23 protein-coding genes are annotated in these 24,023 nt (G+C 51.0%); 20 read left to right on the top strand and 3 right to left on the bottom strand.

Annotated features, from left to right (window positions below; genetic code table 11):
* Nucleotides 1–3 precede the first annotated feature (3 nt).
* Complete coding sequence (locus AC0YNX_RS07695; RefSeq protein ID WP_475815036.1) at nt 4–753, bottom strand: PIG-L deacetylase family protein; 750 nt, start codon at nt 751–753, stop codon at nt 4–6.
* Nucleotides 754–1,012: 259 nt separating this feature from the next.
* Between AC0YNX_RS07695 and AC0YNX_RS07690 the strand changes: the two genes are divergently transcribed.
* The 10 genes from AC0YNX_RS07690 to AC0YNX_RS07645 all read left to right on the top strand — a co-directional run bounded on the left by AC0YNX_RS07690 (nt 1,013) and on the right by AC0YNX_RS07645 (nt 10,403).
* Nucleotides 1,013–1,789 (top strand): ABC transporter permease, encoded by a 777-nt coding sequence (locus tag AC0YNX_RS07690; RefSeq protein ID WP_475815035.1) that lies wholly within the window; start codon nt 1,013–1,015, stop codon nt 1,787–1,789.
* Nucleotides 1,790–1,796: 7 nt separating this feature from the next.
* Nucleotides 1,797–2,609, top strand: a complete 813-nt coding sequence (locus AC0YNX_RS07685; RefSeq protein ID WP_475815034.1) for an ABC transporter permease — start codon at nt 1,797–1,799, stop codon at nt 2,607–2,609.
* A 17-nt stretch (nt 2,610–2,626) separates the two neighbouring features.
* Entirely contained in the window at nt 2,627–3,604 is a 978-nt protein-coding gene (locus tag AC0YNX_RS07680) for an ABC transporter ATP-binding protein (protein WP_475815033.1), read from the top strand.
* A 20-nt stretch (nt 3,605–3,624) separates the two neighbouring features.
* Nucleotides 3,625–3,981, top strand: a complete 357-nt coding sequence (locus tag AC0YNX_RS07675; RefSeq protein WP_475815032.1) for a VOC family protein — start codon at nt 3,625–3,627, stop codon at nt 3,979–3,981.
* Between the two features lie 23 nt (nt 3,982–4,004).
* Nucleotides 4,005–4,475, top strand: coding sequence for an NUDIX domain-containing protein (locus tag AC0YNX_RS07670; protein ID WP_475815031.1), 471 nt, complete (start codon nt 4,005–4,007; stop codon nt 4,473–4,475).
* Nucleotides 4,476–4,507: 32 nt separating this feature from the next.
* Nucleotides 4,508–4,960, top strand: a complete 453-nt coding sequence (locus AC0YNX_RS07665; protein WP_475815030.1) for a hypothetical protein — start codon at nt 4,508–4,510, stop codon at nt 4,958–4,960.
* A 254-nt stretch (nt 4,961–5,214) separates the two neighbouring features.
* On the top strand, nt 5,215–7,506 hold the full coding sequence (locus AC0YNX_RS07660; protein ID WP_475815029.1) for a glycoside hydrolase family 3 N-terminal domain-containing protein: 2,292 nt from the start codon (nt 5,215–5,217) through the stop codon (nt 7,504–7,506).
* A gap of 142 nt (nt 7,507–7,648) precedes the next feature.
* Complete coding sequence (locus AC0YNX_RS07655; protein WP_475815028.1) at nt 7,649–8,842, top strand: glycosyltransferase family 2 protein; 1,194 nt, start codon at nt 7,649–7,651, stop codon at nt 8,840–8,842.
* Between the two features lie 164 nt (nt 8,843–9,006).
* Nucleotides 9,007–9,423: an NUDIX hydrolase gene (locus tag AC0YNX_RS07650; RefSeq protein WP_475815027.1), complete on the top strand. Its 417-nt coding sequence runs from the start codon at nt 9,007–9,009 to the stop codon at nt 9,421–9,423.
* 134 nt (nt 9,424–9,557) lie between these two features.
* On the top strand, nt 9,558–10,403 hold the full coding sequence (locus AC0YNX_RS07645) for a phytanoyl-CoA dioxygenase family protein (RefSeq protein WP_475815026.1): 846 nt from the start codon (nt 9,558–9,560) through the stop codon (nt 10,401–10,403).
* Nucleotides 10,404–10,463: 60 nt separating this feature from the next.
* On the opposite strand, the gene AC0YNX_RS07640 is transcribed toward AC0YNX_RS07645, so the two are convergent.
* Nucleotides 10,464–11,198, bottom strand: a complete 735-nt coding sequence (locus AC0YNX_RS07640; protein WP_475815025.1) for a class I SAM-dependent methyltransferase — start codon at nt 11,196–11,198, stop codon at nt 10,464–10,466.
* A gap of 151 nt (nt 11,199–11,349) precedes the next feature.
* Between AC0YNX_RS07640 and rpiA the strand changes: the two genes are divergently transcribed.
* From rpiA to AC0YNX_RS07600, 8 genes are all read left to right on the top strand, one after another.
* Nucleotides 11,350–12,018, top strand: coding sequence for a ribose-5-phosphate isomerase RpiA (gene rpiA, locus AC0YNX_RS07635; protein ID WP_475815024.1), 669 nt, complete (start codon nt 11,350–11,352; stop codon nt 12,016–12,018).
* Between the two features lie 18 nt (nt 12,019–12,036).
* Nucleotides 12,037–12,582: a hypothetical protein gene (locus tag AC0YNX_RS07630; protein WP_475815023.1), complete on the top strand. Its 546-nt coding sequence runs from the start codon at nt 12,037–12,039 to the stop codon at nt 12,580–12,582.
* Nucleotides 12,583–12,876: 294 nt separating this feature from the next.
* Entirely contained in the window at nt 12,877–14,406 is a 1,530-nt protein-coding gene (gene hutH / locus AC0YNX_RS07625) for a histidine ammonia-lyase (protein WP_475815022.1), read from the top strand.
* Nucleotides 14,407–14,428: 22 nt separating this feature from the next.
* Nucleotides 14,429–16,108, top strand: a complete 1,680-nt coding sequence (gene hutU / locus AC0YNX_RS07620) for a urocanate hydratase (protein WP_475815021.1) — start codon at nt 14,429–14,431, stop codon at nt 16,106–16,108.
* A 15-nt stretch (nt 16,109–16,123) separates the two neighbouring features.
* Complete coding sequence (gene hutI, locus AC0YNX_RS07615) at nt 16,124–17,431, top strand: imidazolonepropionase (protein ID WP_475815020.1); 1,308 nt, start codon at nt 16,124–16,126, stop codon at nt 17,429–17,431.
* Nucleotides 17,428–18,408 carry a formimidoylglutamase gene (hutG, locus tag AC0YNX_RS07610; RefSeq protein ID WP_475815019.1) on the top strand — a complete coding sequence of 327 codons (981 nt, stop codon included), beginning with the start codon at nt 17,428–17,430 and terminating at the stop codon, nt 18,406–18,408. The genes hutI and hutG overlap by 4 nt, the downstream gene beginning before the upstream one ends.
* Before the next feature lie 106 nt (nt 18,409–18,514).
* On the top strand, nt 18,515–19,510 hold the full coding sequence (locus AC0YNX_RS07605) for a zinc-binding dehydrogenase (RefSeq protein ID WP_475815018.1): 996 nt from the start codon (nt 18,515–18,517) through the stop codon (nt 19,508–19,510).
* Nucleotides 19,511–19,613: 103 nt separating this feature from the next.
* A complete protein-coding gene (locus tag AC0YNX_RS07600) occupies nt 19,614–20,918 on the top strand; it encodes a homocysteine synthase (protein WP_475815017.1) in 1,305 nt (434 codons plus the stop codon).
* Nucleotides 20,919–20,986: 68 nt separating this feature from the next.
* Here the strand turns inward: AC0YNX_RS07600 and AC0YNX_RS07595 are convergent, their stop codons facing one another.
* Entirely contained in the window at nt 20,987–21,976 is a 990-nt protein-coding gene (locus AC0YNX_RS07595; protein WP_475815016.1) for a LysM peptidoglycan-binding domain-containing protein, read from the bottom strand.
* Between the two features lie 400 nt (nt 21,977–22,376).
* On the opposite strand from AC0YNX_RS07595, the gene AC0YNX_RS07590 reads away from it, so the two are divergent.
* Nucleotides 22,377–23,156 (top strand): DUF817 domain-containing protein, encoded by a 780-nt coding sequence (locus tag AC0YNX_RS07590; protein WP_475815205.1) that lies wholly within the window; start codon nt 22,377–22,379, stop codon nt 23,154–23,156.
* Between the two features lie 8 nt (nt 23,157–23,164).
* Nucleotides 23,165–23,872: a DNA alkylation repair protein gene (locus AC0YNX_RS07585; protein ID WP_475815015.1), complete on the top strand. Its 708-nt coding sequence runs from the start codon at nt 23,165–23,167 to the stop codon at nt 23,870–23,872.
* Nucleotides 23,873–24,023 lie beyond the last annotated feature (151 nt).

Genomic DNA, 24,023 nt, shown 5'->3' with positions numbered 1-24,023 from the left:
AATCTAGCTGTATAAGGCTGCTGGGAAGAAGTGCAGCTGCTGGCTCGCAAGAACCTTGAACGATTCTGCGAAACCCGCTTGCTCCAGATTCAGCTTGCTGTGGAGCTGTGAGGCTTGATACTCGAAATACATGCGAAGCATCGGCCATTCCTCATTATCGAACTGGCTCTTATGCGCCAAGATGGAAGCGAGCTTCGTCTCCCAATGTGGAGTAACATCGATAAACGTATTTGGATGCGAAGTCGCGTAGAAAGCGATTTGGGGAACGCTATGCGGTTCGCCTTCAGGGAAGCGAACCTTGTTCGCGGCGAACAGCATCGCTGTTGCGACCGCTTTGCCTGTCTTCATATGATCCGGATGGGCTTCGTATGGCATCCACGGATCCACGGTCATCAGCATGTCCGGTTTCTCTTCGCGGATAATCGGGATAAGCTTGCTCAGCACATCTTCCTCCGAATAATGGCCCATATCGTGGAAGCCTAGATCGATCTGCTTCGATACGCCAAGCAGTTGGCCAGCTGCTTGCTTCTCTTGCTCTCGAATGCGAATGATCTCTTCAGGGCTGGAAGCGCCTGTCGAACCGCTGGCACTGCCGTCCGTGACGGTAATGTAAACGATTTCACAACCTCGCAGCGCAAGTTCGCGCAGTGTGCCTGCGGCTCCAACCTCGTTGTCGTCGGGATGCGGCTGAACGCAGATAACTTTCCGAACGTCCAGTAAATCCGGTAAACCCAATACTTGTTTAATATTCATTGTAATGACCTCCAATACGACACATTTTAACATAATCTGACGTGTACAAACATAGATGTGATTTTTTAAATGAATCATAGAATTAACCGGATTAACTACCAGAACAATTATAATAGAAGTCGACCCATCGAAGCTTGTACTTTTTTCTGCAAATCGAATGACAACAGCTCGAAAGAAGTGGTAATATGTGGTGGATTACACCTGATTTGCCAATAGAGATAGAGAAGAGAGGGCATCTATGTTCCAAGCGTATTGGTATATGACGAAGTTAAGAGTGTTGACGGGACTCACTTACCGGTTTGAAGTGTTCGCTTCTGTCGGTACAAACCTCATTCTTATGGTGGCGTCCGTCTTTCTGTGGAGAGCAGCTTATAGCGGCGGCTCGGGCAGTGGCGCCGGAATGACGCTGCACGACCTGGTTACGTACACGATTGTCTCGATTCTGCTAGCTTCTTTGTTCGTCACGGATGTACAGAACACGATCTATTACAAGATTCGCGAGGGGAAGATCGTTACCGATTTCTACCGGCCAGTCCCGCTGCTTGCTTGTTACCTAGCAGAAGACATCGGGGCCATGCTCAGCTCCTTATTGAATAAGGTGCTTCCACTGTTTCTCGTTGCATCCATCTTGTTCGGTGTCCCGCTGCCGTCAACCTGGCTCGGTATGCTGCTCTTCATCCCAAGCTGCTTGTTAAGCTATGCGATTCTGTGGCTGCTGAGCGCGCTTGTCGGCTTGGTCGCCTTCTGGGTGATGGAGCTAGGCAACATGGGGAATGTCAAAGACGCCATCGTTCGTGTCCTCTCCGGTAGTCTCGTTCCTCTGTGGCTCTTCCCACAATCGGTGCAAACCATCTCCAAGTTTTTGCCTTTTCAATACACCTATCAAACACCGCTTGGCATCTATATCGGTGCGACCGAACCGGCCGAAGCGCTTCGCGCAATGGCGATTCAAGGTTTATGGATCGCAATTCTATATTTCGGACTCGCGCTCTTCTGGCGCCACACCAAGTCCAAAACATTAATTCAAGGAGGTTGACGACGAGATGGCGACGATCCGTCACTACTATTCAGTTGCTGCATGCTTCGCCCGGCTTGCGATCCAGCGTCAGCTCGAATATCCGCTCTTTCTGTTCAGCTGGCTGCTCATGATTCCCATCCAATATTTCTCAGGCATCTGGGTGCTGAAGATTATCGTCGACAGGTTCCAGCCGCTTAATGGATGGGACTTTCCAGAGCTTGCCTTCATCTATGGACTAGGTCTCCTCAGTCACGGGATTAATGTGGTGCTGTTCATCAACACCTGGCATATGGACGGAATGGTCATAGACGGCGCTTTCGACCGGCTGCTGCTCAGGCCGATGAACGTGTTCTTCCAGCTTATCGCCAGCTATTTCAACTTTATTGGACTCATTGATCTCATCCCAGGCGTGCTGATCTTTGCTTATGGCTGCCATCTTGTCGGCTTCGAATGGACATTATTAAACACGGTCAAAATCATCCTCGTCATTATCGGTGGCGTCCTCATCCGGGCAGCCTTGTTCATCACGCTGGGTACGATTGCATTCTGGACGAAGAGGAACGCATCCATGGTAGACTTCGCGCTCTCGATGCTGGAGAGAGGGACGATGTACCCGCTGAATATTTTTCCATATATGATCCAGCTGTTGTTCACCTTCCTAATACCAATCGGCTTCATTACGTTCTATCCTTCAATTGAATTTCTATCCAAACCAGGGGAGTTCGGGCTGCCGACGAGCATTGCGCTTTGGACGCCAATAATCGGGATTCTCTGTTTTTGGTTGTCGCAAAGGATGTTTAAGATCGGGCTACGAAATTACGAGAGTGCAGGTTCATAAGCGGGAGGTATGCAGCGATGCCAGTTATTGAAGTTACAGATTTGGTCAAAGAATATGTCATTGTCAAGAAAGAACGGGGACTTCGCGGAGCTCTCAAAGGGCTTTTCTTTCCCGAGAAAACAAATGTGCGCGGCGTGGACGGGATCAGCTTCTCCATCGAACGCGGCGAAATAGTCGGCTATATCGGACCGAATGGAGCTGGCAAAAGCACGACGATTAAGATGCTCACCGGCATTCTGCACCCGACCGACGGCCATATTCGCGTATGCGGCGTCTCACCGCAAGCGGATCGTAAGGCAGTTGTACGTAAGCTTGGCGTAGTCTTCGGACAGCGAACACAGCTGTACTGGGATCTGCGCCTAGGCGAGTCGTTCGAGCTGCTCAAACGAATCTACCAGATCGATGATCAAACATACGAAGACAATATGAAGACTCTTACCGAAGTGCTTCGTCTGGATCAATTCATAGATACGCCAGTCCGGCAGCTCTCGCTAGGTCAGCGGATGCGCGGTGACTTGGCCGCAGCGATGCTCCACTCTCCGGATGTGCTGTTTCTGGATGAGCCGACAATTGGACTTGATGCGGATGCGAAGCGTGCAATTCGCGGCTTTATCCAAGAGATGAATCGGACACGCGGCATTACCGTTATTCTGACAACACATGATCTCGATGATGTTGAAGAGCTGTGCAGCAGGCTTATTATCGTCAACCACGGAAAAGTCGTCGAGGATGGCCCGATTGGCGAGCTGATCGGCAAGCTGACGCCGAAGCGTCTGCTCGTCGTTGATCTGCAGCATCCTTGCGCAGATGTGGAGCATGAATCCGCTCAGATCATTAAGCAGGATGGGCTGCGGCTCTGGTATCAATTCGAGAAAGCCCGCATTACGGCGGCTGATCTCATCGCGGACTTATCGCAGAAGCTGCCGATACAGGATCTCAGCGTGCAGGAGCCAGATATTGAGGATGCGATTCGTGAAGTGTACGCAACGACTTAAGTGAAATAGGAGGCCGAGAGATGAGTACGAGATTGACAGGAGAGTATGGGATTATGCTTTACGCAGCTGATCTGCAACAAGCATCGAAGTGGTACTGCGACCATCTCGGCTTTACGCTCGGCCTTCATAACTTTGATGATTTTGTAGAGCTGCATCTGTACGAGCGTCATGTACTTCATCTATTTAAGGCTGAATCACCTGTTCCTGTAATGGAGCGGCCTTTTTTCGGCCTTAATGTCCATGATGCAGCTGGATTGCATCAATCCTTGTTAGACGCAAATGTACAGGTGACGGAGCTTGTTCAGCGATCGGATCATATCGAGTTCATCCTGACGGACTTGAATGGGAACCGGATCTATATGACGGAATGGCTGTAACATTCGACTTAGGAGGATTCACCGTGGCAATCGTAACCGACCAACAAGGAAATGTATTTACAGACTTCCTTGCGATTAAGGAACACGAACTAGAAAACTTCGAATTCGATGCGCCATTCACGCATGCCTTAATTGTAGTCCGATGCGACAATAAGTATTTAATGATGTTTAATAAATGGAGACAAAGCTGGGAGCTGCCAGGTGGAGTCATCGAAGCTGGCGAGTCAGCACGCGAGTGTGCGGTTCGGGAGCTCTATGAAGAGACGAATCAAATGGCTTCTCATGTCGTATTCAAAGGTTTGATGAAATTCGACCTGCAGCCGAGCTTTCACGGTGGGGAGCGCACTGAATATGGCGCGTTATTCTATACCGTGATCGACACGCCTAGAGAATTCGCGGAGAATGAAGAGGCGGAGCAGATCATTTGGTGGGATGGAATCTCCGATATTGGCGACATCGCCATCATTGATCGGAAATTAATAGAATTTGTTTAACTTAACGACATTAATTATGAGTAGGAGCCCTGATGAAATTTAGATTTATCATTTGTTTAATATCATTAATTATCATGTTGTGCGGTTGCTCTAATACTGCAATTCAGAAACCAAACTTCCCTAGCGCTCATGTCGATTACTTCAAGGGTTATGGGTGGACGCTGAAAAGTTTCGAAGCTGAGAACACCTATGGTGCGGGATCACTGCCGACAGTAAAGGAACATTATGACTTGCTCATTAATGAAGGTAAGCTCGACCTCGCTCCCTACGCTTCCAAGGAAATCATAGAATCAGGATACGATCTCGAGGAAGCGGTCGGCCCTTACAACGATATCATTGGTTATGTGTTGGAATGCGAGGGGAAGGTTATCGGGGGCTATCTGTCGCTTCAAACGGAGACCTTGAATGGGGATATTTATGAGATCACGAAGGGACCGACTGTTCCGATCAAGAATCGGGATGTGGTGTTAACGAGTGTTCCATAGTGCAAGCTAACGGACTACAGACACGTTATTTGGTAGAAATGGCTAGAGTTTTTATTCTAACGGTACCCAGAGAAGCTATTTTGATAAAATGAACCTATTTCATGTCCAAAAGTAGCGAATAACGTTTCTGGAGTCCGTTAGCCGAGTGCCCGCAGAGAATGCGGGCTTTTTCTATTGCTCCTATCGCAACTAAACGATCCAACCGGCGTCTAACTTGGCAAAATAGAGAAATAGAGTAGGAGAAGGGTTATTCCATGCGAATTAGAACATTTGCTATATCTGGAGCTGTGCTTGGAGCGTTGGTTGTAGGCGCAAACGCTGGCGCTGGTTCTGCCGATGCAGCTTCGGCATCCGCGAAAGAACAACAGTTTGCTGATCTTACTTACGCGAAGTGGGCGGAGGACAGCATTCATTACATGGCGCATCGCGGGACAATTGCCGGCTACGGCAATGGGATGTTCAAGCCGGAAGGACTAGTGACTCGCGCGCAAGCGGTCACATTCATGGTGAGGGAGCTTTATCCGGATAAGAATGCGAGAGCTAATCCGACGTATTCGGATGTGCCGCGCACTCATCCATTCTATAAAGAGATCGAGGTAGCAGCCGAGATGGGGCTTGCAGGCGGTTTCCCGGACGGTGCATTTCATCCGGACGAACCGATCAGCCGCGCAGAAACAGCAGCGTTCCTCTCTCGCGCGTATCGCTTGAAGAGCGGTTCGCAGCAAGTTAACCTCTCGGATACGAAGACGCATTGGGCGGCTGATCCGATTGCGATCATGAGCTCGAACGGTCTCATAGGCGGGTACGCGGATCAGACCTATCGTCCGAATCGGTCGGTTACGCGTGCGGAATATGCGGTATTCCTGGCGAGGGTGATCCGTTTCGAGCGAGCGGAAGCGATCGAGGCTAAGGATTGGGATAAGCTCATCTCTTACATGACCGTGAGCGAGCAAGTTGGTCAAATGTTGATGCCGGACATCCGGCAGTGGAATGGTCAAGTGACGACTACTGTGAACGAAGGCATCAAGAGCCAATTGCATAATCAAGATCTGGGCGGTCTGATCGTATTCGAGAAGAACATCGTCGATGCGAAGCAGCTCACCACCTTCACGCATGATCTTCAAGCGGAAGCAGGAGATATCCCGCTATTCTTAAGCATTGACCAAGAAGGCGGAGTGATCAAGCGAATTCCTGGCGGCACGAATCTGCCAGGACAGATGGCGCTAGGGGCAACCGGGGATGACTCTCTCGCGGAAGCAGCTGGGAAGCTGACTGGTGAAGAGCTGAAAGCGCTGGGGCTGCGGCTGAATTTTGCACCGGATCTGGATATTAACAGCAACCCGGATAACCCGATTATCGGGATGCGTTCGTTCGGCTCGGACCCCGACTTGGTAACTCGTCTTGGCTTGTCTACGATGAAGGGGTTGAAGGCAGCGGGCGTCATCGCAGCTGTGAAGCATTTTCCAGGTCATGGCGATACAGCAGTCGATTCTCATCTCGGTCTGCCGGTATTGAATTACGACCGCGAGCGGCTCGATGCTGTGGAGCTGAAGCCATTCCGAGCAGCGATAGCTAGCGGCGTCGAGATGATCATGACCGCGCATATCGCGTTCCCCGCGGTCGATAATGAACGCGTAACGTCCCTGAAGGACGGCAGCAGCATTCCTCTCCCAGCGACTTTGTCGAAGAAGGTACTCACGGGCATGCTTCGTGGGGAACTGGGTTATAAAGGCGTTATCATCTCCGATGCGTTCACGATGAACGCGATCGCTGAGCATTTTGGCGAGAATCAATCGGTTGAACGCGCGGTCGCTGCCGGTGTAGACATCATTCTTATGCCGCAAAATATCGAAGGAGCACATCAGACGCTGGTGGAAGCGGTGAAGAGCGGAAGGTTGTCCGCTTCGTCGATCCATGATTCGGTTAAACGGATCTTGGAGCTCAAATCCAAGTACGGACTGTTCGATCAAAGGGAGAGTCTCGCTTCCCAGCTCGCAGCTCTGAAGAACATCATCGGAGCATACGAGCACCGAGTTGTGGAGAATGAAATTGCGGCTCGGGCGGTCACCTTGCTCGCCGGCCGAGACCAAATCCATCCGGATCTCATTCATCCGGGGGACCATGTTGTTATTGCTGCTGCCGATGAAGGGCAGGCGAAGCAGTTGAAGGATCAGCTCCTGCGAGCGGCGTCTACGCAAGCTTTGCAGGTTGATACGGTCTTGATTAAGCCGGGGCATGCGGCTGAAGCTCTTCCAGCACTTGCGAAAGCGGACTATATCATCGCTGCATCCTACCAATTCCGTAACGTTGCCAGCCAGTTCAACTGGAGCGATACACAGTCGGTCATCGATGAGTTGAATAGGCTAAAGAAGCGATATACGCTGTTGTCCCTCGGTAATCCATACGAGCTGCTCTACTTGCACGATGTACAATCCGCTTTGGCCGTGTACGGCAAGCAGGAGCCAAACACAGCGGCAGCGATAGGGGTTGTCCTTGGGCAGAAGGACGCGGTTGGCGTGCTGCCTGTCAAGTTAGAGCGGCCATAAATCCTTAATGATCAAAGCACGCCTGAACATGCAGGCGTGCTTTCTCTTTTTCACGAAGAGTTGGACAAAATGTGCGCTCTGACTATCTCGAAAGGCGTGCTATTTTCATAGATTACAATAGAAGGGGGAGGGATGTGCAGGTATGGCGAAAGTCGGTGTTGTTATGCCCGTTTATTATCAGGATGAAACGTTTATCCGTTTGGCGATTCAATCCGTCCGCTACCAAAACTACAGCGATTTTACCTTCCTGATTGTAATCGACGGGGCGCCGGAGCTTCTGCCGCTCATTCAGGAATGTACGTATGGGGATCCAAGAGTAACGATCGTGTCATATCCAGTCAATCAAGGCGTAGCTTATGCGCTTAATTACGGCTTCGAAATTCTGATGGACCAAGGTTATGATTATTTGACATGGGTATCGACGGACAATATTTACTATCCTTATTTTCTTGGCACATTGGTGTACGAGATGGATCACGCTGGACCTCATGTGGGCATTGTATACAGCAGCTTTAATCAGATCTTCGAGGATGGGACGAATGCGCATACGCCTGAATTTCTTCTTACCTTGCGGAACTGGCAGAATCGCCCCAAAGAAGCGCTACTGGATGGCTGCATTATCGGCCCATCCTTCATCCATCGTACGGAATATTGCCGGAAGCTGGACGGGTATCGGATGAAGTATATTCAGGATTACGATTATTGGCTGCGCATGACGGATTATTGCGACATTAAGTTTGTGCCGATTGAGCTGATGGATTATCGGATCAATTCGCCATTCAGCCTCTCAACGCACATAGCGAATGAGTCATCCAAGTATCGCATGTGCTGGAACGAGGTGCATCATTCGCACTTTGAGACTCGCATGCGGCGTGGGATGCCTCTCTTATACACCGCTTTATTCGTCGTGAAGCCGAATGAAGTCGAGAAGGCGAGAATTGCCTTCGGGAATCTCATCGATCAGTACGAGACGAACTGCGAGATTATAATCGTGAGTTTAGCGACGCAGAAAGAGGTCGAGGCCATCATCGAGCCTTATCAAGATCCGCGCGTGCGAGTCTTGTATTATGTGAAGCATACGATCAGTTATGCGCTGCACAAAGCGCTCGCCAGAGCAAGAGGAGATTGGTGCATGATCTTCGACAGCCAGTATGCGCCTGCTGAGAAAAGCTTCGTGCGGACCATTAAGGAATCGGGACTGATGAATCCGGATACGACCTCCGCGATTTCGTGGTATAACGGTGAAGTGACATCTTCGAAGAATGTTCAATATCTCTATCAGACCATGACGGTGCGTTCACGGATGCAGGCATTCGTGCTCGGGGCACTGAAATAATTGGAGAGAGCCGAATAAGAACTCTCAGATAGTAACGTAGATAATTCCTCGCATCTGTGAAAGTTTCGAAAACATGTGAGTCCTATAAGGGCTCTTTTCTTTTTATATGGCAGGAAAGCTGGTGTTTCTGGAGAACTCTTCCAGTAAAGAAAAGAGGGATGTACATGAATAAATGGTATGGCGCTGCTGGCGTATGTGTGAATGAAGCGGGGCAGTTGTTAATGGTGCTGCAAGGTAAGCCTGAAGAAGAAAAGTCATGGTCAGTTCCTTCTGGCGGCATGGAGAAAGGCGAAACATTGGAAGATTGCTGCGTGCGCGAGGTGTATGAAGAGACCGGCTATCGGTGCAGGATTAAGCAGAAGCTTCATGAGAAAGAAGGCGGATTCGAGGAGTCAGCTTTCCACGTCTCGTATTACGAGATCGAAGTGATAGAAGGAAGTCCAACGATTCATGATCCTGACGGGCTCATTCATGAGATTGCTTGGCATAGCGCTGAGGCGATTCGCGAGCTTCAATTGTCTTTCGAAGAGGATTTCGAATTTTTATTACATTATATTGCTGAGAAAAGCAGGACCGATTAACATGACGGAGGATGCTCCAACTGGATATCGGTACCGGCTTCATTTTTTTAGGAAAGAAATCGTCTAAACCTGTCCCAATCTGCATAATGTACGAGTGATTCCTTATCCATGAAACGAAAGAGGGGCTAATCTTAATGAATACACAGACGGTCCAGCCTTCGAGAGAGGATATTCTCGCGCACTATAAGGAGAAGGGCTTCGCGGTTATTCCGAAGGCGCTTTCACAAGCGGAGCTTGATTATTTGAACCAGTTGGTAGAATCATCCTTGAAGCAGACACCGGAACAGTGGCATCAGCCCAAAGAAGGCGCAGTTGGTACGGTTGGTTTGCTGCAGACGCATCCGCTGGAGATGGATCGCTTCATCAGGCATCCCGTTACTTTTCCGCTCGTACAGGAGGTATTGCTCGGCGAGGCTCGTTTTGCCCAGTTTGATTTTCGCGATGTAACGGCTGACCTTGCGAGCAGCAGCGAGATGCATTTTCACCGTGATATCAGCTATTACGGGACGCTCGGCGGGAAAATCTACGATCCCGAGAATCCCTACATCAGCACCTACACTTGTGTCATCTACTATCTGTCGGATGTTCATGACTGCTGCCCGGCGTTCTGTCTCGTGCCGAACAGTCATACGTACGATTCGCTTGATGAGGCGAAAGCTAAGCTTGGGGAGGCTTACGAAGAGATTCCGATTCGTGGTCAAGCGGGCACTGCCGTCTTGTACAACATTACAACCTATCACACACGCAAAGGCGGTACGACTGACTGCACGCATGGCCGTCGCACGATGCATAATTACCATTCGCGCGCATCCAGCTATCCGCTGACGAACTGGGCAACCGTGCCCGAGGTGCTCGCACTCAGCGATGATCACGAGACTCGCTTGTTCTATTCGCAGTGGACGCCGAACCAAATTAAGTTCGCCCGAGAGAACTACAAGAAGCCAATTCCAGACTATTATCCCGTGAAGATGATTAAATAGAATGAGTATGTAAGAAGGCCGCTAATTGAAGCGGCCTTCATTCGTTTGTTCGAGCAGCAGTTAGCTCTTAACCGCTGCGATTAAGAGGAACATCGGCCTTCGAACCTCCTCCTGCCAAGCAGGGTTGCTCTCAAGCATCTCCTTCGTTGGTTGAAGCTCAGACAGCTTCGTCAAGCTAAACCCGGCTGCGAGCAAGCCGTTGATGTATGTTGCAACCGTGCGGTGATACTTAATGACATCCTCATTCAGAAATCTCGATTGACGCTGACCCTCTTGATGATAGTTGTCCAGCGGCCAGTGCAGCTTCTCGCCTTGCTGCCCATAGTGCCAATCTTGCGCCGCTAGCGCTGTGAAGATGGGATGCTCCACCGAGAATACGAAGCTGCCGCCAGGCACCAGCATGTTATGCACGTTACGGCAAACTGCGGCAAAATCATCCACATAATGAAGCGCGAGCGAGCTAAGCACAACATCGAACGATTCTGCTAGCAGTTCGACGTCCTCGATAGCCATTTGCCTGTATTCGATCTGCTCGTCATTCGTCATTTCCTTGGCGCGATCCAGCATGTTCGCGGATAATTCAATGCCAAGCACGGAGCTTGCCCGCTGCTCGCGAGCATACCGGCAATGCCAGCCAAACCCACAGCCTAGGTCAAGCACCCTCATACCCTGTAGCTCAGGTAGCATGGCGCGAAACGTACTCCATTCACCAGCAGCGTCCAACCCGCCGACCGAACGTGGCATCTGACTGTATTTGGCGAAAAATCCGGAATCGTCATATTTGTTCTGTTTCATAACATGCTCAATCCTCCCTTGCAATTAGCCATAGTTTACTAGAAACTGGATGGTGTGAGCAACAGACGATAAGGATTGATTTGGAGTTAACTCCAAAGGTTACACTACGTTAATAAGATCTACGAGATTGGAGAAGATGATGGACGCGACTATGGAAGCAAAACGAGCTGCAGCGGAGAAGGCTGCTGAGTATGTACGTGACGGAATGATAGTTGGTTTAGGGACAGGTTCCACGGCTTATTGGGCAATTGAGAAGCTCGGCATGTTGACGAAGAGCGGCCTCAGCATGAAGGCTGTTGCCACGTCCATGCAGTCTGAAATACAGGCTAAGAAACTGGGGATTCCGCTAATTCCGTTATCAGAGATTGAAGAAATTGATCTTACCATTGACGGCGCTGATGAAGTCGATGCTGACTGGAACTTAATCAAGGGCGGGGGAGGCGCGCTGCTCCGTGAGAAGATCATTGCTTCTGCCAGCAAGGAGTTAATCATCATTGCCGACGAAGGCAAGGTCGTAGAGAAGCTGGGCAGATTCCCTCTGCCTGTGGAAATCGTGAAATTCGGATACGAGTTAACGATTCGGAAGCTGGCCTCTTATGGCTGCATCCCTCGGTTGAGAATGCAAGTCGATACACCTTTCATAACCGATAATGGCAACTATATTGCCGACTGTGATTTTAGCAGGATAGAACAACCGAGTGAGTTGCATACAGCGCTTAACCTGATACCGGGTGTCGTTGAGAATGGGTTGTTCATCAATCTCGCGGCCAAAGTGATAATTGGCGCTCGTGATGGGTCTGTCAGAGAATTGGCGAGGTGATAGGGATTGCGCTTCCTCATGATAATCAGCGTTGCCATTGTTCTGCTGCTAGCCGGATGCTCGACTGGCTCTAATCATTCGGAGAACGCTTCGAATGGGAAAATGACCAAGGACGACTTCGTATATCGTCTTATAACCGATAAAGCAAACTATGCAGCAGGAGAGCAAGTGAATCTTTACGCTGAGCTCGAGTATATTGGGGACCAACCAGAGATCAAGATTAGACATGCCGCTTCACCGTTTTACTTTACGCTCAAGGAGAGAACAAGAGGGTATGATATCGCCTATATGATGAATCAACCCGGTATTACGACCACATTAAAGAAGGGTGTACCGTTAAAGGAACGATATCAGGGCGGCGGCGGGTATAGCGCAGATGATCCAAAAGCATTTGTTGACTTCATCAAGGAATTTTACGCTGCAACGCAGAAAGGGACTTTTCCAACAGGTGATTATGAGGTCTCCGGCTGGGCAGAATTCGCACCAGAGCACAACGGCTCGAACGTAAGCAGCAAAGATTATTTGCGGTTGGATGCCAGTTTGGAACTTAAAGTAGGGCAGTAGTTGAATGAAACGGTGTGGAATGTGTTGGGCAAGCTAGCTCAAAAAGGACAACCGGGGATGGGCGAATCTATATTGACTTGATCATGGCCGCATGCAACAATGACCTTGAAACCTAAATTCATTAGGGAATGAGTGATGGCGATGTATTGGCGCGAAGCACGATACAGGACAATCGCATTACTGCCCTTCGTCAATAGGGACCGCGTGGAAGCGAACAACTTCCGCACGGTCCCTTTCTTATGGTAAAGCAAGAAAGACATTGCTTGTCTCGTCCATTCTGGGAGGAGTGTCGACATGTTGCCAATTGTACTGGATGGAGAAAGCCTCACTCCTGAATTGATCGCAGAGGTCTCGTACCAATATCGGCCTGTCGTCTTAAGCAGCGAAGCAGAGAAGCGGGTCGTCACCTGTCGAAAAATGGTGGAGGATCTGGTTGCAGGTGGGCAAGTGGTGTATGGCGTGACGACAGGCTTCGGGAAGTTCAGCGACGTCGTTATTTCGTCGCAGCACGCAGCCCAGCTCCAAATGAACTTGATTCGCAGCCATGCATGCGCAGTCGGCAATCCGATGAGCGAACCGGCGGTACGCGCGCTCATGCTGCTTCGCGCGAACGCGCTAAGTAAAGGCCATTCAGGTATTACGATGGCAACGCTGCAGCTCTTGCTCGATTGTATCAACAAGCGCGTGCATCCGGTCGTACCTGAGCAAGGATCGCTTGGCGCTAGCGGTGATCTCGCGCCGCTCTCTCATCTTGTCCTCGTGCTGATTGGCGAGGGAGAGGCGTATTATCAAGGGAAGAGGCTTCGAGGAGCGGAGGCTCTGGCAAGAGCTGGACTTCAGCCGATTACGCTGCAAGCCAAAGAAGGACTCGCGCTTATCAACGGGACTCAGGTGATGACCTCAATCGGAACGCTCGCATATGTGAAAGCGCTGCGGCTAGCGAGAATCGCGGACGTAATCGCATCAATGACGCTGGAAACGTTGCATGGCATACCGGAAGCTTTCGCTGAGGAAGTGCAGCTTGCAAGGCCATATGCGGAGCAAATCGGTGTGGCTCGCAACTTGCGAATGCTCCTGCAAGGGAGCGCTCACACAACCCGCCAAGGCGAGCTTCGGGTTCAGGACGCCTATTCGCTTCGCTGCTTGCCGCAAGTGCATGGCGCTACTCGGCAGGTGCTCGCCTACACGCAAGATAAGCTGCTGATTGAGATGAATGCCGCCACGGATAATCCGCTCCTGTTCCCAGAGAAGTCGCTTGTTATCTCAGGTGGTAATTTTCACGGTCAACCGATTGCTTTTGCGATGGACTTCTTGAAGATTGGCATGAGCGAGCTAGCGAATATATCGGAGCGGCGGACGGAGCGGCTTGTGAATCCGGCACTATCCGGGGGATTGCCGGCATTTCTGAGTCATAATCCAGGTCTTGGATCTGGCCTTATGATTATGCAGTACGTCAGCGCGTCACTCGTCTCTGAGAATAAGGTGCTCGCGCATCCCGCCAGCGTCGACTCGATTCCATCGTCTGCAGGCCAGGAGGATCATGTGTCGATGGGGACGACCGCCGCGAGGCATGCGGAGCTGGTGATCGATAATGTGGCAAAAGTGTTGGCCATTGAGCTTATCTGCGCGGCAGAAGCAGCGGAGTTCGTCGGAGCAAGCGGCTTAGCGCCCGCAACGAAGGTGTTATATGACAGCTTGCGGGTAATCGTTCCGAAAGTCGAAGAGGATCGCTCGACTTCAGCGGACATTGAGCGAACGGCGACAATGCTATTGTCAGGCGAATGGTTGAAGAGCGTGGAAGCGGTGTGCGGTCCCTTGTATTAACGCTTGAAGGAGGTTCTCATCCATGACAGTGAGTGACCATCAACCGATCGAACCAAAGCGACTCATTCGTGCGCCGCGCGGGACGGAGCTGTCCTGCAAAGGCTGGATTCAAGAAGCCGCGATGCGAATGCTAATGAACAATCTGGATCCGGACGTAGCAGAGCGCCCGGAGGATCTGGTCGTATACGGCGGAATTGGCAAGGCTGCGCGGAATTGGCCCTCATATGATGCCATTGTACGCGAGCTTCAGCGCTTGGAGAGCAACGAGACGCTCCTTATTCAATCGGGGAAGCCGGTCGGGGTCTTCAAGACACATGAGCGAGCGCCGCGTGTGCTGCTCTCGAACTCCGTGCTCGTGCCGAAATGGGCAACCTGGGAAAATTTCCGCGAGCTCGAGAAGAAAGGGCTAATGATGTATGGTCAGATGACAGCTGGCAGCTGGATCTACATCGGTACGCAAGGGATCTTGCAAGGAACATATGAGACGTTCGCTGAAGCTGCGAGGCAGCATGCGGGCGGCACTTTGCGAAGCACGCTCACCCTAACAGCAGGACTTGGCGGCATGGGCGGCGCCCAGCCGCTAGCAGTAACGATGAACGAAGGCGTTGTTATCGCGGTTGAGGTGGATCGCTCCCGAATCGAGCGGCGTATCCAGACTCGTTATTGCGACTTGCTTGCAGAGACATTAGACGAAGCGCTGGAGCTGGCAGAGGAAGCAAGGGCTGCGGGGAAGGCGCTCTCAATCGGGCTGCTAGGCAATGCTGCTGAGATCTATCCGGAGTTTGTAAGGCGCGGGATTAAGCCGGATTTCACGACAGATCAGACTTCGGCGCATGACCCGCTGATTGGTTACGTGCCAGCAGGCTTGTCACTGGAAGAGGCAGGGGAGTTGCGTAAACGTAATCCAGAGCAGTATGTGCAGCTTGCCAAAGCAAGCATCGCTACCCATGTTCAAGCGATGCTCGATCTGCAGCAGATGGGCTCTGTTGTGTTCGATTACGGTAATAACATTCGGCAGGTCGCTTACGACGAAGGGGTGGCAGATGCTTTTCGCTTCCCAGGCTTCGTTCCTGCGTACATTCGCCCTTTATTCTGCGAAGGGAAGGGACCGTTTCGGTGGGTGGCCTTATCCGGAGATCCGGAGGATATTCGGAAGACGGATGAGCTTGTCCTTCAACTTTTCCCGGGTAATAAAAGGCTTCGAAGATGGATCGAGATGGCGGGAGAACGAGTCGCCTTCCAAGGGCTGCCGGCCCGTATCTGCTGGCTGGGCTACGGCGAACGTGAGAAATTCGGCCTCGCGCTGAACGAAATGGTGCGCAGCGGGGAGTTGAAAGCGCCGATTGTCATTGGCCGCGATCACCTCGACTGCGGTTCGGTCGCATCCCCTAACCGGGAGACGGAAGCGATGAAGGACGGCTCGGACACGGTCGGCGATTGGGCGATACTGAATGCGTTAATCAACACATCGGCAGGCGCTTCCTGGGTGTCTGTCCATCATGGCGGCGGGGTTGGGATGGGCTATTCGCTGCATGCAGGCATGGTCGTTGTTGCTGACGGGACCGATGAAGCGGCGGAGCGGCTAAGCGCTGTGCTGACATCAGACCCCGGCATGGGCGTCATTCGCCATGTGGACGCCGGATACGATGAGGCGGTCGAAACAGCGCAGAAGCACGGCATTCGCATCCCGATGCGAGAGTAGGGGGACTGATACACGATGAGTTCGAATGCGAAGCCGATTGACTTGCTTGTTACTGATATTGGCGTTCTGGTCACGCCGCCGCCTGGCTCTGTTCCTCGTTACGGTGCGGAAATGCATATAATTAACGAGATTAAACATGCAGCGATTGCAATTCAAGGCGAGCGGATTGTGCTCTTCGGAACGGAGAGTGATGTACGGAATCAGCTCAGCGGAATCGAAATCACGAAGACGGTCAGTGCTGAAGGCAAGCTGGTTACGCCCGGCTTCGTTGATCCGCACACGCATCTTGTGCACGGCGGCTCACGGGAGCATGAGCTATCGCTCAAGCGCTCGGGCGTGCCGTATTTGGAGATATTGGCGCAGGGCGGCGGTATATTAAGCACAGTGCGCTCGACCCGCGCAGCAAGCGAGCAAGAGCTATATGACAAGGCACGAAGAAGTCTCGATATTATGCTGATGGGCGGCGTAACGACCGTTGAAGCGAAGAGCGGGTATGGGCTGTCGCTCGAGGATGAGCTCAAGCAATTGCGCGTAGCCAAGCAGCTTCATTCGCACCATCCGGTCGATCTCGTAGCGACCTTCATGGGTGGGCATGCCGTGCCGACCGAGTATGCTGGGCGGTCGGATGAATATGTCGAGCTTATCGTGAGGGAGATGTTGCCAGAGGTGGGGAGTCAAGGGCTCGCTGTGTATTGCGATGTGTTCTGCGAATCGGGTGTCTTCAGCATTTCGCAATCTAGGCGAATTCTGCAAGAAGCCAAGCGATACGGATTGCTTCCGAAGATTCACGCAGACGAGATCGTCTCGCTCGGCGGAGCGGAGCTTGCCGGAGAGATCGGTGCGATATCGGCGGAGCATCTGCTTGCTGCCTCTGATCAAGGCTTAAGCGCGCTTGTGTCCAGCGGGGTTATTCCGGTGCTGTTGCCCGGAACATCCTTCAATCTTGGTCTCAAGCAGCATGCGCGTGCACGCGAGATGATCGATACATTCGGGCTGCCGGTGGCACTTGCGACAGACTATAATCCGGGCTCGTGCCCTACGGAGTCGCTTCAGATTATCATGATGCTGGCTTCCCTTAACCTGAGAATGACGCCCGAAGAGATTTTAACCGCCTGCACCATTAACGCGGCTGCAGCAATCGGCTTAGCTGGCCAGATCGGTTCGATAGAGGCTGGGAAGCAAGCGGATATAACGATACTTAATGCGCCAAGCCTTGCTTATTTGCCCTATCATTTTGGCATCAACCATACGTTTGGTGTGATCAAGAGAGGTCGAATCGCAGTATGGAATGCACAGCTTGTGACGGAGGAGTGGGGGCAGTGAGCGACAGTGGCAATGGAAGTATACCTTTTCTGGCATCGCCTGATCAGGCAACGTTTCGAGATCATATGGAGACGAGAATTTCGCATTGGATCCGTCCATGGGATGGTCAAGAGGAGCTACTAGCAGGCATCGTCGGCGTTCCTCTCTCCAAGTCTTCGATCTCGCTATCCGGCGCTTCGACGACTCCTGCAGCTGTGAGGGCAGCGTTCAAATCCTTTACCACTTACTCGCTGGAATACGGTGTGGATCTACAGCAGCTGACAGTCCGTGATCTTGGCGATATTCAGATGCATGTAACCGATATCGGTGAATGCCATAAGCGCATTGAAGCTTGTCTAGCTATGCTCTATGAACGACAGCCTCAGCTTATCCCAATCGTCATCGGAGGAGATCATTCGGTTAGCTGCCCATCGGTCAAAGCATTCGCCAAGCGCTACCCAGGTAAGAAGGTGGGCATGATCCACTTCGACGCGCATCACGATGTTAGAAATTTCGAGGACGGCGGCGTAACGAATGGAACGCCATTCCGCGGCATCCTGGAATCAGGCGCTGCCGAGGGGTGCAACATCGCGCAAATCGGTATCCGCGGATTTATGAATTCGAAGCCTTACCACGACTATGTACTCAGCAAAGGGATTCATGTTTTCACTTCCCGGGATGTGCGAAACAAGGGGATTCAAACGGTGCTCGCCGAGGCGCTTGCTGCCGCAGGAGATGGAACGGATGCGATCTATGTGAGTTTTGACGTCGATGTTATTGACCAAGCATACGCACCGGGCTGCCCAGCAATTGGGACCGGTGGGATGAATCCGTGGGACGCGCTTGATGCGCTGTATCATCTTGGAACACTGCCAAACGTGATGGGAATCGACTTTGTCTGTATCGATCCGACTGTTGACATGCGCAATGTAACCTCACGCCTTGCGGTACAATTCATGCTTAGCTTCTTGGCTGGAGTGGCGAGTCGTTCGGAATGAATCGAGGCAGGGCAGCAGGAGCCTTCGACCTCCGTATAGAATCAGTTGAATAAGGAACGCTCTATGAGTAGAAGTGAATAGTAGTCCTAAGGAGAGGGAGTAAACGATGGAACGAATGAAAGCAATCGTATTAAATGAGCCGGGCAAGCCCGAGCAGTTCGTGTTGTCGGAGGTGCCAGTCCCAGCTGTGAAGGCAGGAGAGATCCGGGTACGCGTACAAGCTGCGGGACTTAATCCGGTTGACTACAAGGTAGCGATGAACGGCCATCCGAATTGGCAGTATCCTCACGTCAGCGGTGTCGATGTCGCGGGAATCGTTGATGCCGTTGGGGAAGGCGTTACCCAGTGGAACGTGGGCGATCGTGTCGTTTATCATGGTGATTTCTCCAAGCCTGGCGGCTTCGCAGAATACAGCACAACTATAGCGCATACAGCGGCGGCAATACCCGAAGGTGTCTCGTTCGTGGATGCCGCAGCATTCCCTTGCGCTGGCTTGACTGCTTACCAAATTCTCGTTCGCAAAATGCACATACAGCGTGGACAGTCCATTTTGGTGCACGCAGGAGCCGGCGGAGTAGGCGGCTATGCGGTCCAGCTGGCTAAGCTGCTTGGCGCTTCCACCATTATCGCAACCGCTTCGCCGAACAATGCCGATTATGTGCGCAGTCTTGGCGCTGATTATGTGCTGGATTATAACCAAGAGGATGTGCACGCGAAGGTGATGGAGATCACGGCAGGCGAAGGGGTGGACTTAATTGTTAGCTCCATTAATCGTGCCACTTCGCAGAAGGATCTGTCCGTTCTGTCATTCGGAGGTCAGCTCGCATGTATCGCAGGCGCACCTGAGACGGTAGCTGACTTTCAGCCTTCCACGAAGACATTCACATTGCATAAGCTGATGCTCGGCGGAGCCTATGGCTCGGGTAGAAAGGCTGAGGAAGATCTCGCAGCAATGGCAGCCGAATTCCTGCAACTGCTTGCGGAGAAGAAGCTCGATCCGATGGTGAATAGAGTGATTGCTTTGGAAGAGATTCCACAAGGGCTGAAGCTGCTGTCAGAGCGGCATGTACAAGGGAAGATTGTTGCGAAGATTGGTGGCTGAGAGGGAGAGAGCCCCGAATAGAATGAATCTATTATACCGCTGAAGACGACTATGATATATTGGAAGGGTATGACATAACTTGAACTTTGGAGGATGAACGTCAATGGCGAATCAATTTTCAGAGGAAAGACGTTTTCTTGAAGAGACACTTGCCGTGCATGGCGGCCAGCAGCTGGATGCTTCGACTTACGCACGTGCAGTTCCTATCTATCAAACGACATCATATGGCTTCAGAGACACAGAGCATGCAGCGAACTTATTCGGTTTGAAAGAGTTCGGCAATATTTACACCCGCATCATGAATCCGACGACCGACGTATTCGAGCAGCGAATCAATGCGCTTGAAGGCGGTGCTGGCGCACTTGGCGTCGCGTCTGGACAAGCAGCAATTACATATTCGATCTTGAATATTGCCGAAGCAGGCGATGAGATTGTATCTGCAACAAGCCTCTATGGCGGTACTTATAATCTATTCTCGTATACGCTGAAGAAACTAGGCATTACGGTGCGCTTCGTCGACCCAAGCAACCCGGAGAATTTCCGTGCGGCGATTACGGATAAGACAAAAGCGATCTTCGCCGAAACCATCGGCAATCCGAAGGGCGATGTGCTTGATATTCAGGCTGTCTCCGGCATTGCACATGAGAATGGTATTCCGCTGATCGTCGATAATACGTTCCCAAGCCCTTATTTGCTGAAACCGATCGAACACGGCGCAGATATTGTCGTTCACTCCGCTACCAAGTTTATCGGCGGACATGGCACGTCTATCGGGGGTGTCATTGTTGACAGCGGCAAGTTCGACTGGGCGGCAAGCGGCAAGTTCCCTGGACTGACAACACCGGATCCGAGCTACCACGGCGTCGTCTTCACGCAAGCTGTTGGTCCGATTGCTTATATCATTAAAGCACGCGTTCAGCTGCTGCGCGATATGGGCGCTGCGCTCTCGCCATTCAACTCCTTCTTGCTGCTGCAAGGGCTGGAGACGCTTCATCTACGGATGGAACGCCATTCCTCGAACGCGCAGAAGGTGGCGGAATATCTGGAGCAGCACGAAGCTGTTGAGTGGGTCAGCTACGCTGGACTTGAGAGCCATCCATCGTATGAGCTCGCGAAGAAGTACTTGCCGAAAGGACAAGGCGCGATCCTTACGTTCGAGATTAAAGGTGGCGTAGAAGCAGGCAAGAAAGTTATTAATTCCGTTAAACTTTTCTCGCACTTGGCTAACGTAGGCGATTCCAAGTCTCTTATTATTCATCCTGCCAGCACGACGCATCAGCAGCTCTCAGGTGAAGAGCAGCAAGCGACTGGCGTTACGCCGGGTCTCATCCGCTTGTCGGTTGGTACTGAGGCTATCGATGATATCATCTTTGATCTTGAACAAGCGATAAGAGCAAGCAGGGAGTAAGCAAAAGAGAAGAATGGCCATCAAATTAGAAAACCGCCCAGGATGTGGGCGGTTTTTTTTGATAGGTTCTATTGCGTATCAAGCTGAGGCAGTAGGAGCTCGTCGCCGATCTTAACAATATCGTGATCTTCCAACAAATTGTAGCTAGCAAGTGCGTTCGCATATTTGCTGTCGCCATAATAAAGTCTGGAGATGCTCGATAATGTCTCGCCAACTTTCACCTTGTGCTTAGGAAGTGCTGGAATGAGCAGTGACGTCCCCGCCTTCAAGCCTACATTCGCATCCAGCTTGTTATGCTTTGCAATCATATCCACGTAATCATCCGTACGGTAAAATTGCTTCGAAATGTGGTATAGAGTGTCGCCTGATTGCACGAGATAGGTTGCAGGAAGAGTGACTTTCGAATAATCCAAATCACGTTGATCTCCATTCGATGAGCCAGCGCCACCGGACGGAGAAGGGATCGTAATTGTCTCTCCTTCAACCATATCGTTGATAAACAGGATATCGTTTGCTTTCGCAATAAGGTTGACTTGCTTCTTGGAATGATAGAACTTCATCGCAATCTTCGATAGTGTATCGCCCTTCTGAATCACATACTTCTTCGGATATTCGGAAGAGGTTGATGCCGAAGCTGAAGCAGTGCTAACGGGTCTTGCGTCTTTCACGGTTGTCGTCGGCTTCGATGCGGATGAAGCAGTAGCCGTTGAAGTTGTTGATGGGTTAGTCCCGCTCGTCGAGTTGGATTTCCCTTGACCGTCTTTCACCTGAGCTGAGTTGTTCGGCGCTGACGTTGTCGTTGTCGTCGAATCGACTCGAGTGTCTATCGGCTTTACGTTCTTCGTATTGCTGTTGGTCGCATCGTCTGCTGCTGGTTGACCGCTTGGTTTCGAGGCGAGCGGCTTATCTGCGAAATGAGATTGTGTGGCAAAGATACTATATAGCACAACACACATGAGCAGCAGTCCTACAGAGACTTGCAGAATCGAAGCGATCCGCCGCTTTCGGGCTCGCATTGCTCTAGGACCATATTTAGGGTTTGTCGAATTCGGTTTCAACGTTGAATCTTCCTTTCATGGGCAGAATCGGTATAGACCATATTACATGAAAACGAACGGAGGAAAAGGTTTATTGCCATAATCAGGTGATTGGCACTAGGCATAACCGTGTTCACAATAGGCATCTCGAATTTTTATATCCCGATCACGGGGCTCTTGGCATGGATGGGCACGGTAGAATTAGGCTAGGACAGTGAGTAGGGTTGTAGGCGCGTGTACGACTAAAGCAGGAGTGTTATCGTAAGGATGAATAGGCTTAGTAGGCCTATGATGCGGCAAAATGCTTGTAAATACGAAATCTTCGCGAACCAAATTTCTCTTTATTGTTCTGTTTTTTCTTGTATTCTAAGGAAAAGGAAGGACGATAATGGGAGGTGACGGATTGAACGTGAAGCGGTCGATGGTGCCTATACTACAGCTGCTGATCTTCGGCTATCATCAGGCAATGAGCTGTATATTTCCAGTAGCGATCTTCGGTACGCTGGCGATTTCAAGCATGATCGATGTGCCCTTCATCCAGAGGTACGATGCCATTCTTCTAATCTTAATTGGCGTGCAGGCTCTGATGTACTTCAGTGGACTTGAGACCATAGATGAGATTAAGGTAATCTGTGTGTTTCACGTCATTGGCTTGCTGCTGGAAATCTATAAAGTTAGTATCGGGTCGTGGTCGTACCCTGAGCCGGCGATTACGAAGCTGTTCCATGTCCCGTTGTACAGCGGCTTTATGTATGCAAGCGTAGCTAGCTTTATGTGCCAGATCTGGCGTAGACTAAGGATGGACATGACTGGCTGGCCGGGGCTGATACCCGCGGGACTTGTTGGCGGAAGCATCTATCTGAACTTTTTCACCAATCATTATATCGCTGACCTCCGTTGGTGGTTGACAGGGCTTGTCGTGATTGTTTTCTGGCGAACGTGGATCATCTATCATGTTCGATCCAAGACGTATCGAATGCCGCTTACCGCTGCATTCTTCATCGTCGGTTTCTTTATTTGGCTGGCGGAGAATATCGCGACATTCCTTGGCGCCTGGAGATATCCGAACCAGCATCATGAATGGCATGTGGTTCATTTCAGCAAGATCAGCTCATGGTTCCTGCTGGTCATCATCAGTGTTATCATTGTTGCACAGCTCAAGCATGTGAAAGCCGATCGGAATACCAAGGGGAGAGGATGAGTCCATTGATGCAAGCAGCAACGGTGTTGCAGGAGCTTGAAGCACTAGGCAAGGAAAGATTGAAGAAGATGTATATGTCCAATGGTGCGACAGAACCGGTATTTGGCGTAGCTACGGGTGAAATGAAGCCGATTGCCAAGAAGATTAAGAAGGATCAGCAGCTTGCTGATCAGCTTTATGATACAGGCAACTATGATGCGATGTATTTTGCCGGGGTCATTGCCGATCCGAAAGCGATGACTGCTGCGGATTTCGAGCGATGGATCGCGAAAGCTTACTTCTATATGCTGTCAGATTATGTAGTTGCCGTTACTCTGTCTGAGACGGACATTGCGCAAGAAGTGGCCGATCAATGGATTGCAAGCGGTGACGAGCTGAAAATGTCGGCAGGGTGGAACTGTTATTGCTGGCTGCTGGGGAACCGGAAGGACAGTGAGTTTGACGAGAGCAAGCTTGCCGCGATGCTCGATCAAATCGCACAGACGATCTATGATGCACCGGAACGAGCGAAATACGCGATGAATCACTTTATTTACACGGTCGCTATTTCCTATGTGCCACTCCATGATAAAGCGGTAGCGACGGCTGCTGCGGTAGGTCCGGTTGAAGTGAATAACGGCAAGGGGCCGAAGAAGCAGATTCATGCCGCCCCGAACATCCAGAAAGAACTTGACCGAGGCAGAATCGGATTTAAGCGTAAATACGTCAGGTGTTAATTCATAGCCATTAAAAAAAGCAGCTATCGTCTTGGAGTTCCGGGACAGTAGCTGCTTATTTGTGTTTGGTTTTAATGGCACCGCTATATAATAGTCTATTAAAAAATTCAGTATAAGTCTATTATTTTTATAGAAGAAAATGTATGTAATG

This window comes from Paenibacillus sp. J31R98 (assembly GCF_056269245.1).
This window is presented reverse-complemented; position numbering and strand designations above follow the sequence as displayed.

Excerpts from the sequence above, each read along its gene's own strand:
- AC0YNX_RS07690 (WP_475815035.1), top strand. The coding sequence starts at position 1,013 with ATGACGAAGTTAAGAGTGTTGACGGGACTCACTTACCGGTTTGAAGTG.
- rpiA (WP_475815024.1), top strand. The coding sequence starts at position 11,350 with ATGGAAGCAAAACGAGCTGCAGCGGAGAAGGCTGCTGAGTATGTACGT.
- AC0YNX_RS07685 (WP_475815034.1), top strand. The coding sequence starts at position 1,797 with ATGGCGACGATCCGTCACTACTATTCAGTTGCTGCATGCTTCGCCCGG.
- AC0YNX_RS07630 (WP_475815023.1), top strand. The coding sequence starts at position 12,037 with ATGATAATCAGCGTTGCCATTGTTCTGCTGCTAGCCGGATGCTCGACT.
- AC0YNX_RS07660 (WP_475815029.1), top strand. The coding sequence starts at position 5,215 with ATGCGAATTAGAACATTTGCTATATCTGGAGCTGTGCTTGGAGCGTTG.
- AC0YNX_RS07605 (WP_475815018.1), top strand. The coding sequence starts at position 18,515 with ATGGAACGAATGAAAGCAATCGTATTAAATGAGCCGGGCAAGCCCGAG.
- hutU (WP_475815021.1), top strand. The coding sequence starts at position 14,429 with ATGACAGTGAGTGACCATCAACCGATCGAACCAAAGCGACTCATTCGT.
- AC0YNX_RS07665 (WP_475815030.1), top strand. The coding sequence starts at position 4,508 with ATGAAATTTAGATTTATCATTTGTTTAATATCATTAATTATCATGTTG.
- AC0YNX_RS07585 (WP_475815015.1), top strand. The coding sequence starts at position 23,165 with ATGCAAGCAGCAACGGTGTTGCAGGAGCTTGAAGCACTAGGCAAGGAA.
- AC0YNX_RS07680 (WP_475815033.1), top strand. The coding sequence starts at position 2,627 with ATGCCAGTTATTGAAGTTACAGATTTGGTCAAAGAATATGTCATTGTC.
- hutI (WP_475815020.1), top strand. The coding sequence starts at position 16,124 with ATGAGTTCGAATGCGAAGCCGATTGACTTGCTTGTTACTGATATTGGC.
- AC0YNX_RS07695 (WP_475815036.1), bottom strand. The coding sequence starts at position 753 with ATGAATATTAAACAAGTATTGGGTTTACCGGATTTACTGGACGTTCGG.
- AC0YNX_RS07645 (WP_475815026.1), top strand. The coding sequence starts at position 9,558 with ATGAATACACAGACGGTCCAGCCTTCGAGAGAGGATATTCTCGCGCAC.
- AC0YNX_RS07590 (WP_475815205.1), top strand. The coding sequence starts at position 22,377 with ATGGTGCCTATACTACAGCTGCTGATCTTCGGCTATCATCAGGCAATG.
- AC0YNX_RS07600 (WP_475815017.1), top strand. The coding sequence starts at position 19,614 with ATGGCGAATCAATTTTCAGAGGAAAGACGTTTTCTTGAAGAGACACTT.
- AC0YNX_RS07675 (WP_475815032.1), top strand. The coding sequence starts at position 3,625 with ATGAGTACGAGATTGACAGGAGAGTATGGGATTATGCTTTACGCAGCT.
- AC0YNX_RS07650 (WP_475815027.1), top strand. The coding sequence starts at position 9,007 with ATGAATAAATGGTATGGCGCTGCTGGCGTATGTGTGAATGAAGCGGGG.
- hutH (WP_475815022.1), top strand. The coding sequence starts at position 12,877 with ATGTTGCCAATTGTACTGGATGGAGAAAGCCTCACTCCTGAATTGATC.
- AC0YNX_RS07655 (WP_475815028.1), top strand. The coding sequence starts at position 7,649 with ATGGCGAAAGTCGGTGTTGTTATGCCCGTTTATTATCAGGATGAAACG.
- AC0YNX_RS07640 (WP_475815025.1), bottom strand. The coding sequence starts at position 11,198 with ATGAAACAGAACAAATATGACGATTCCGGATTTTTCGCCAAATACAGT.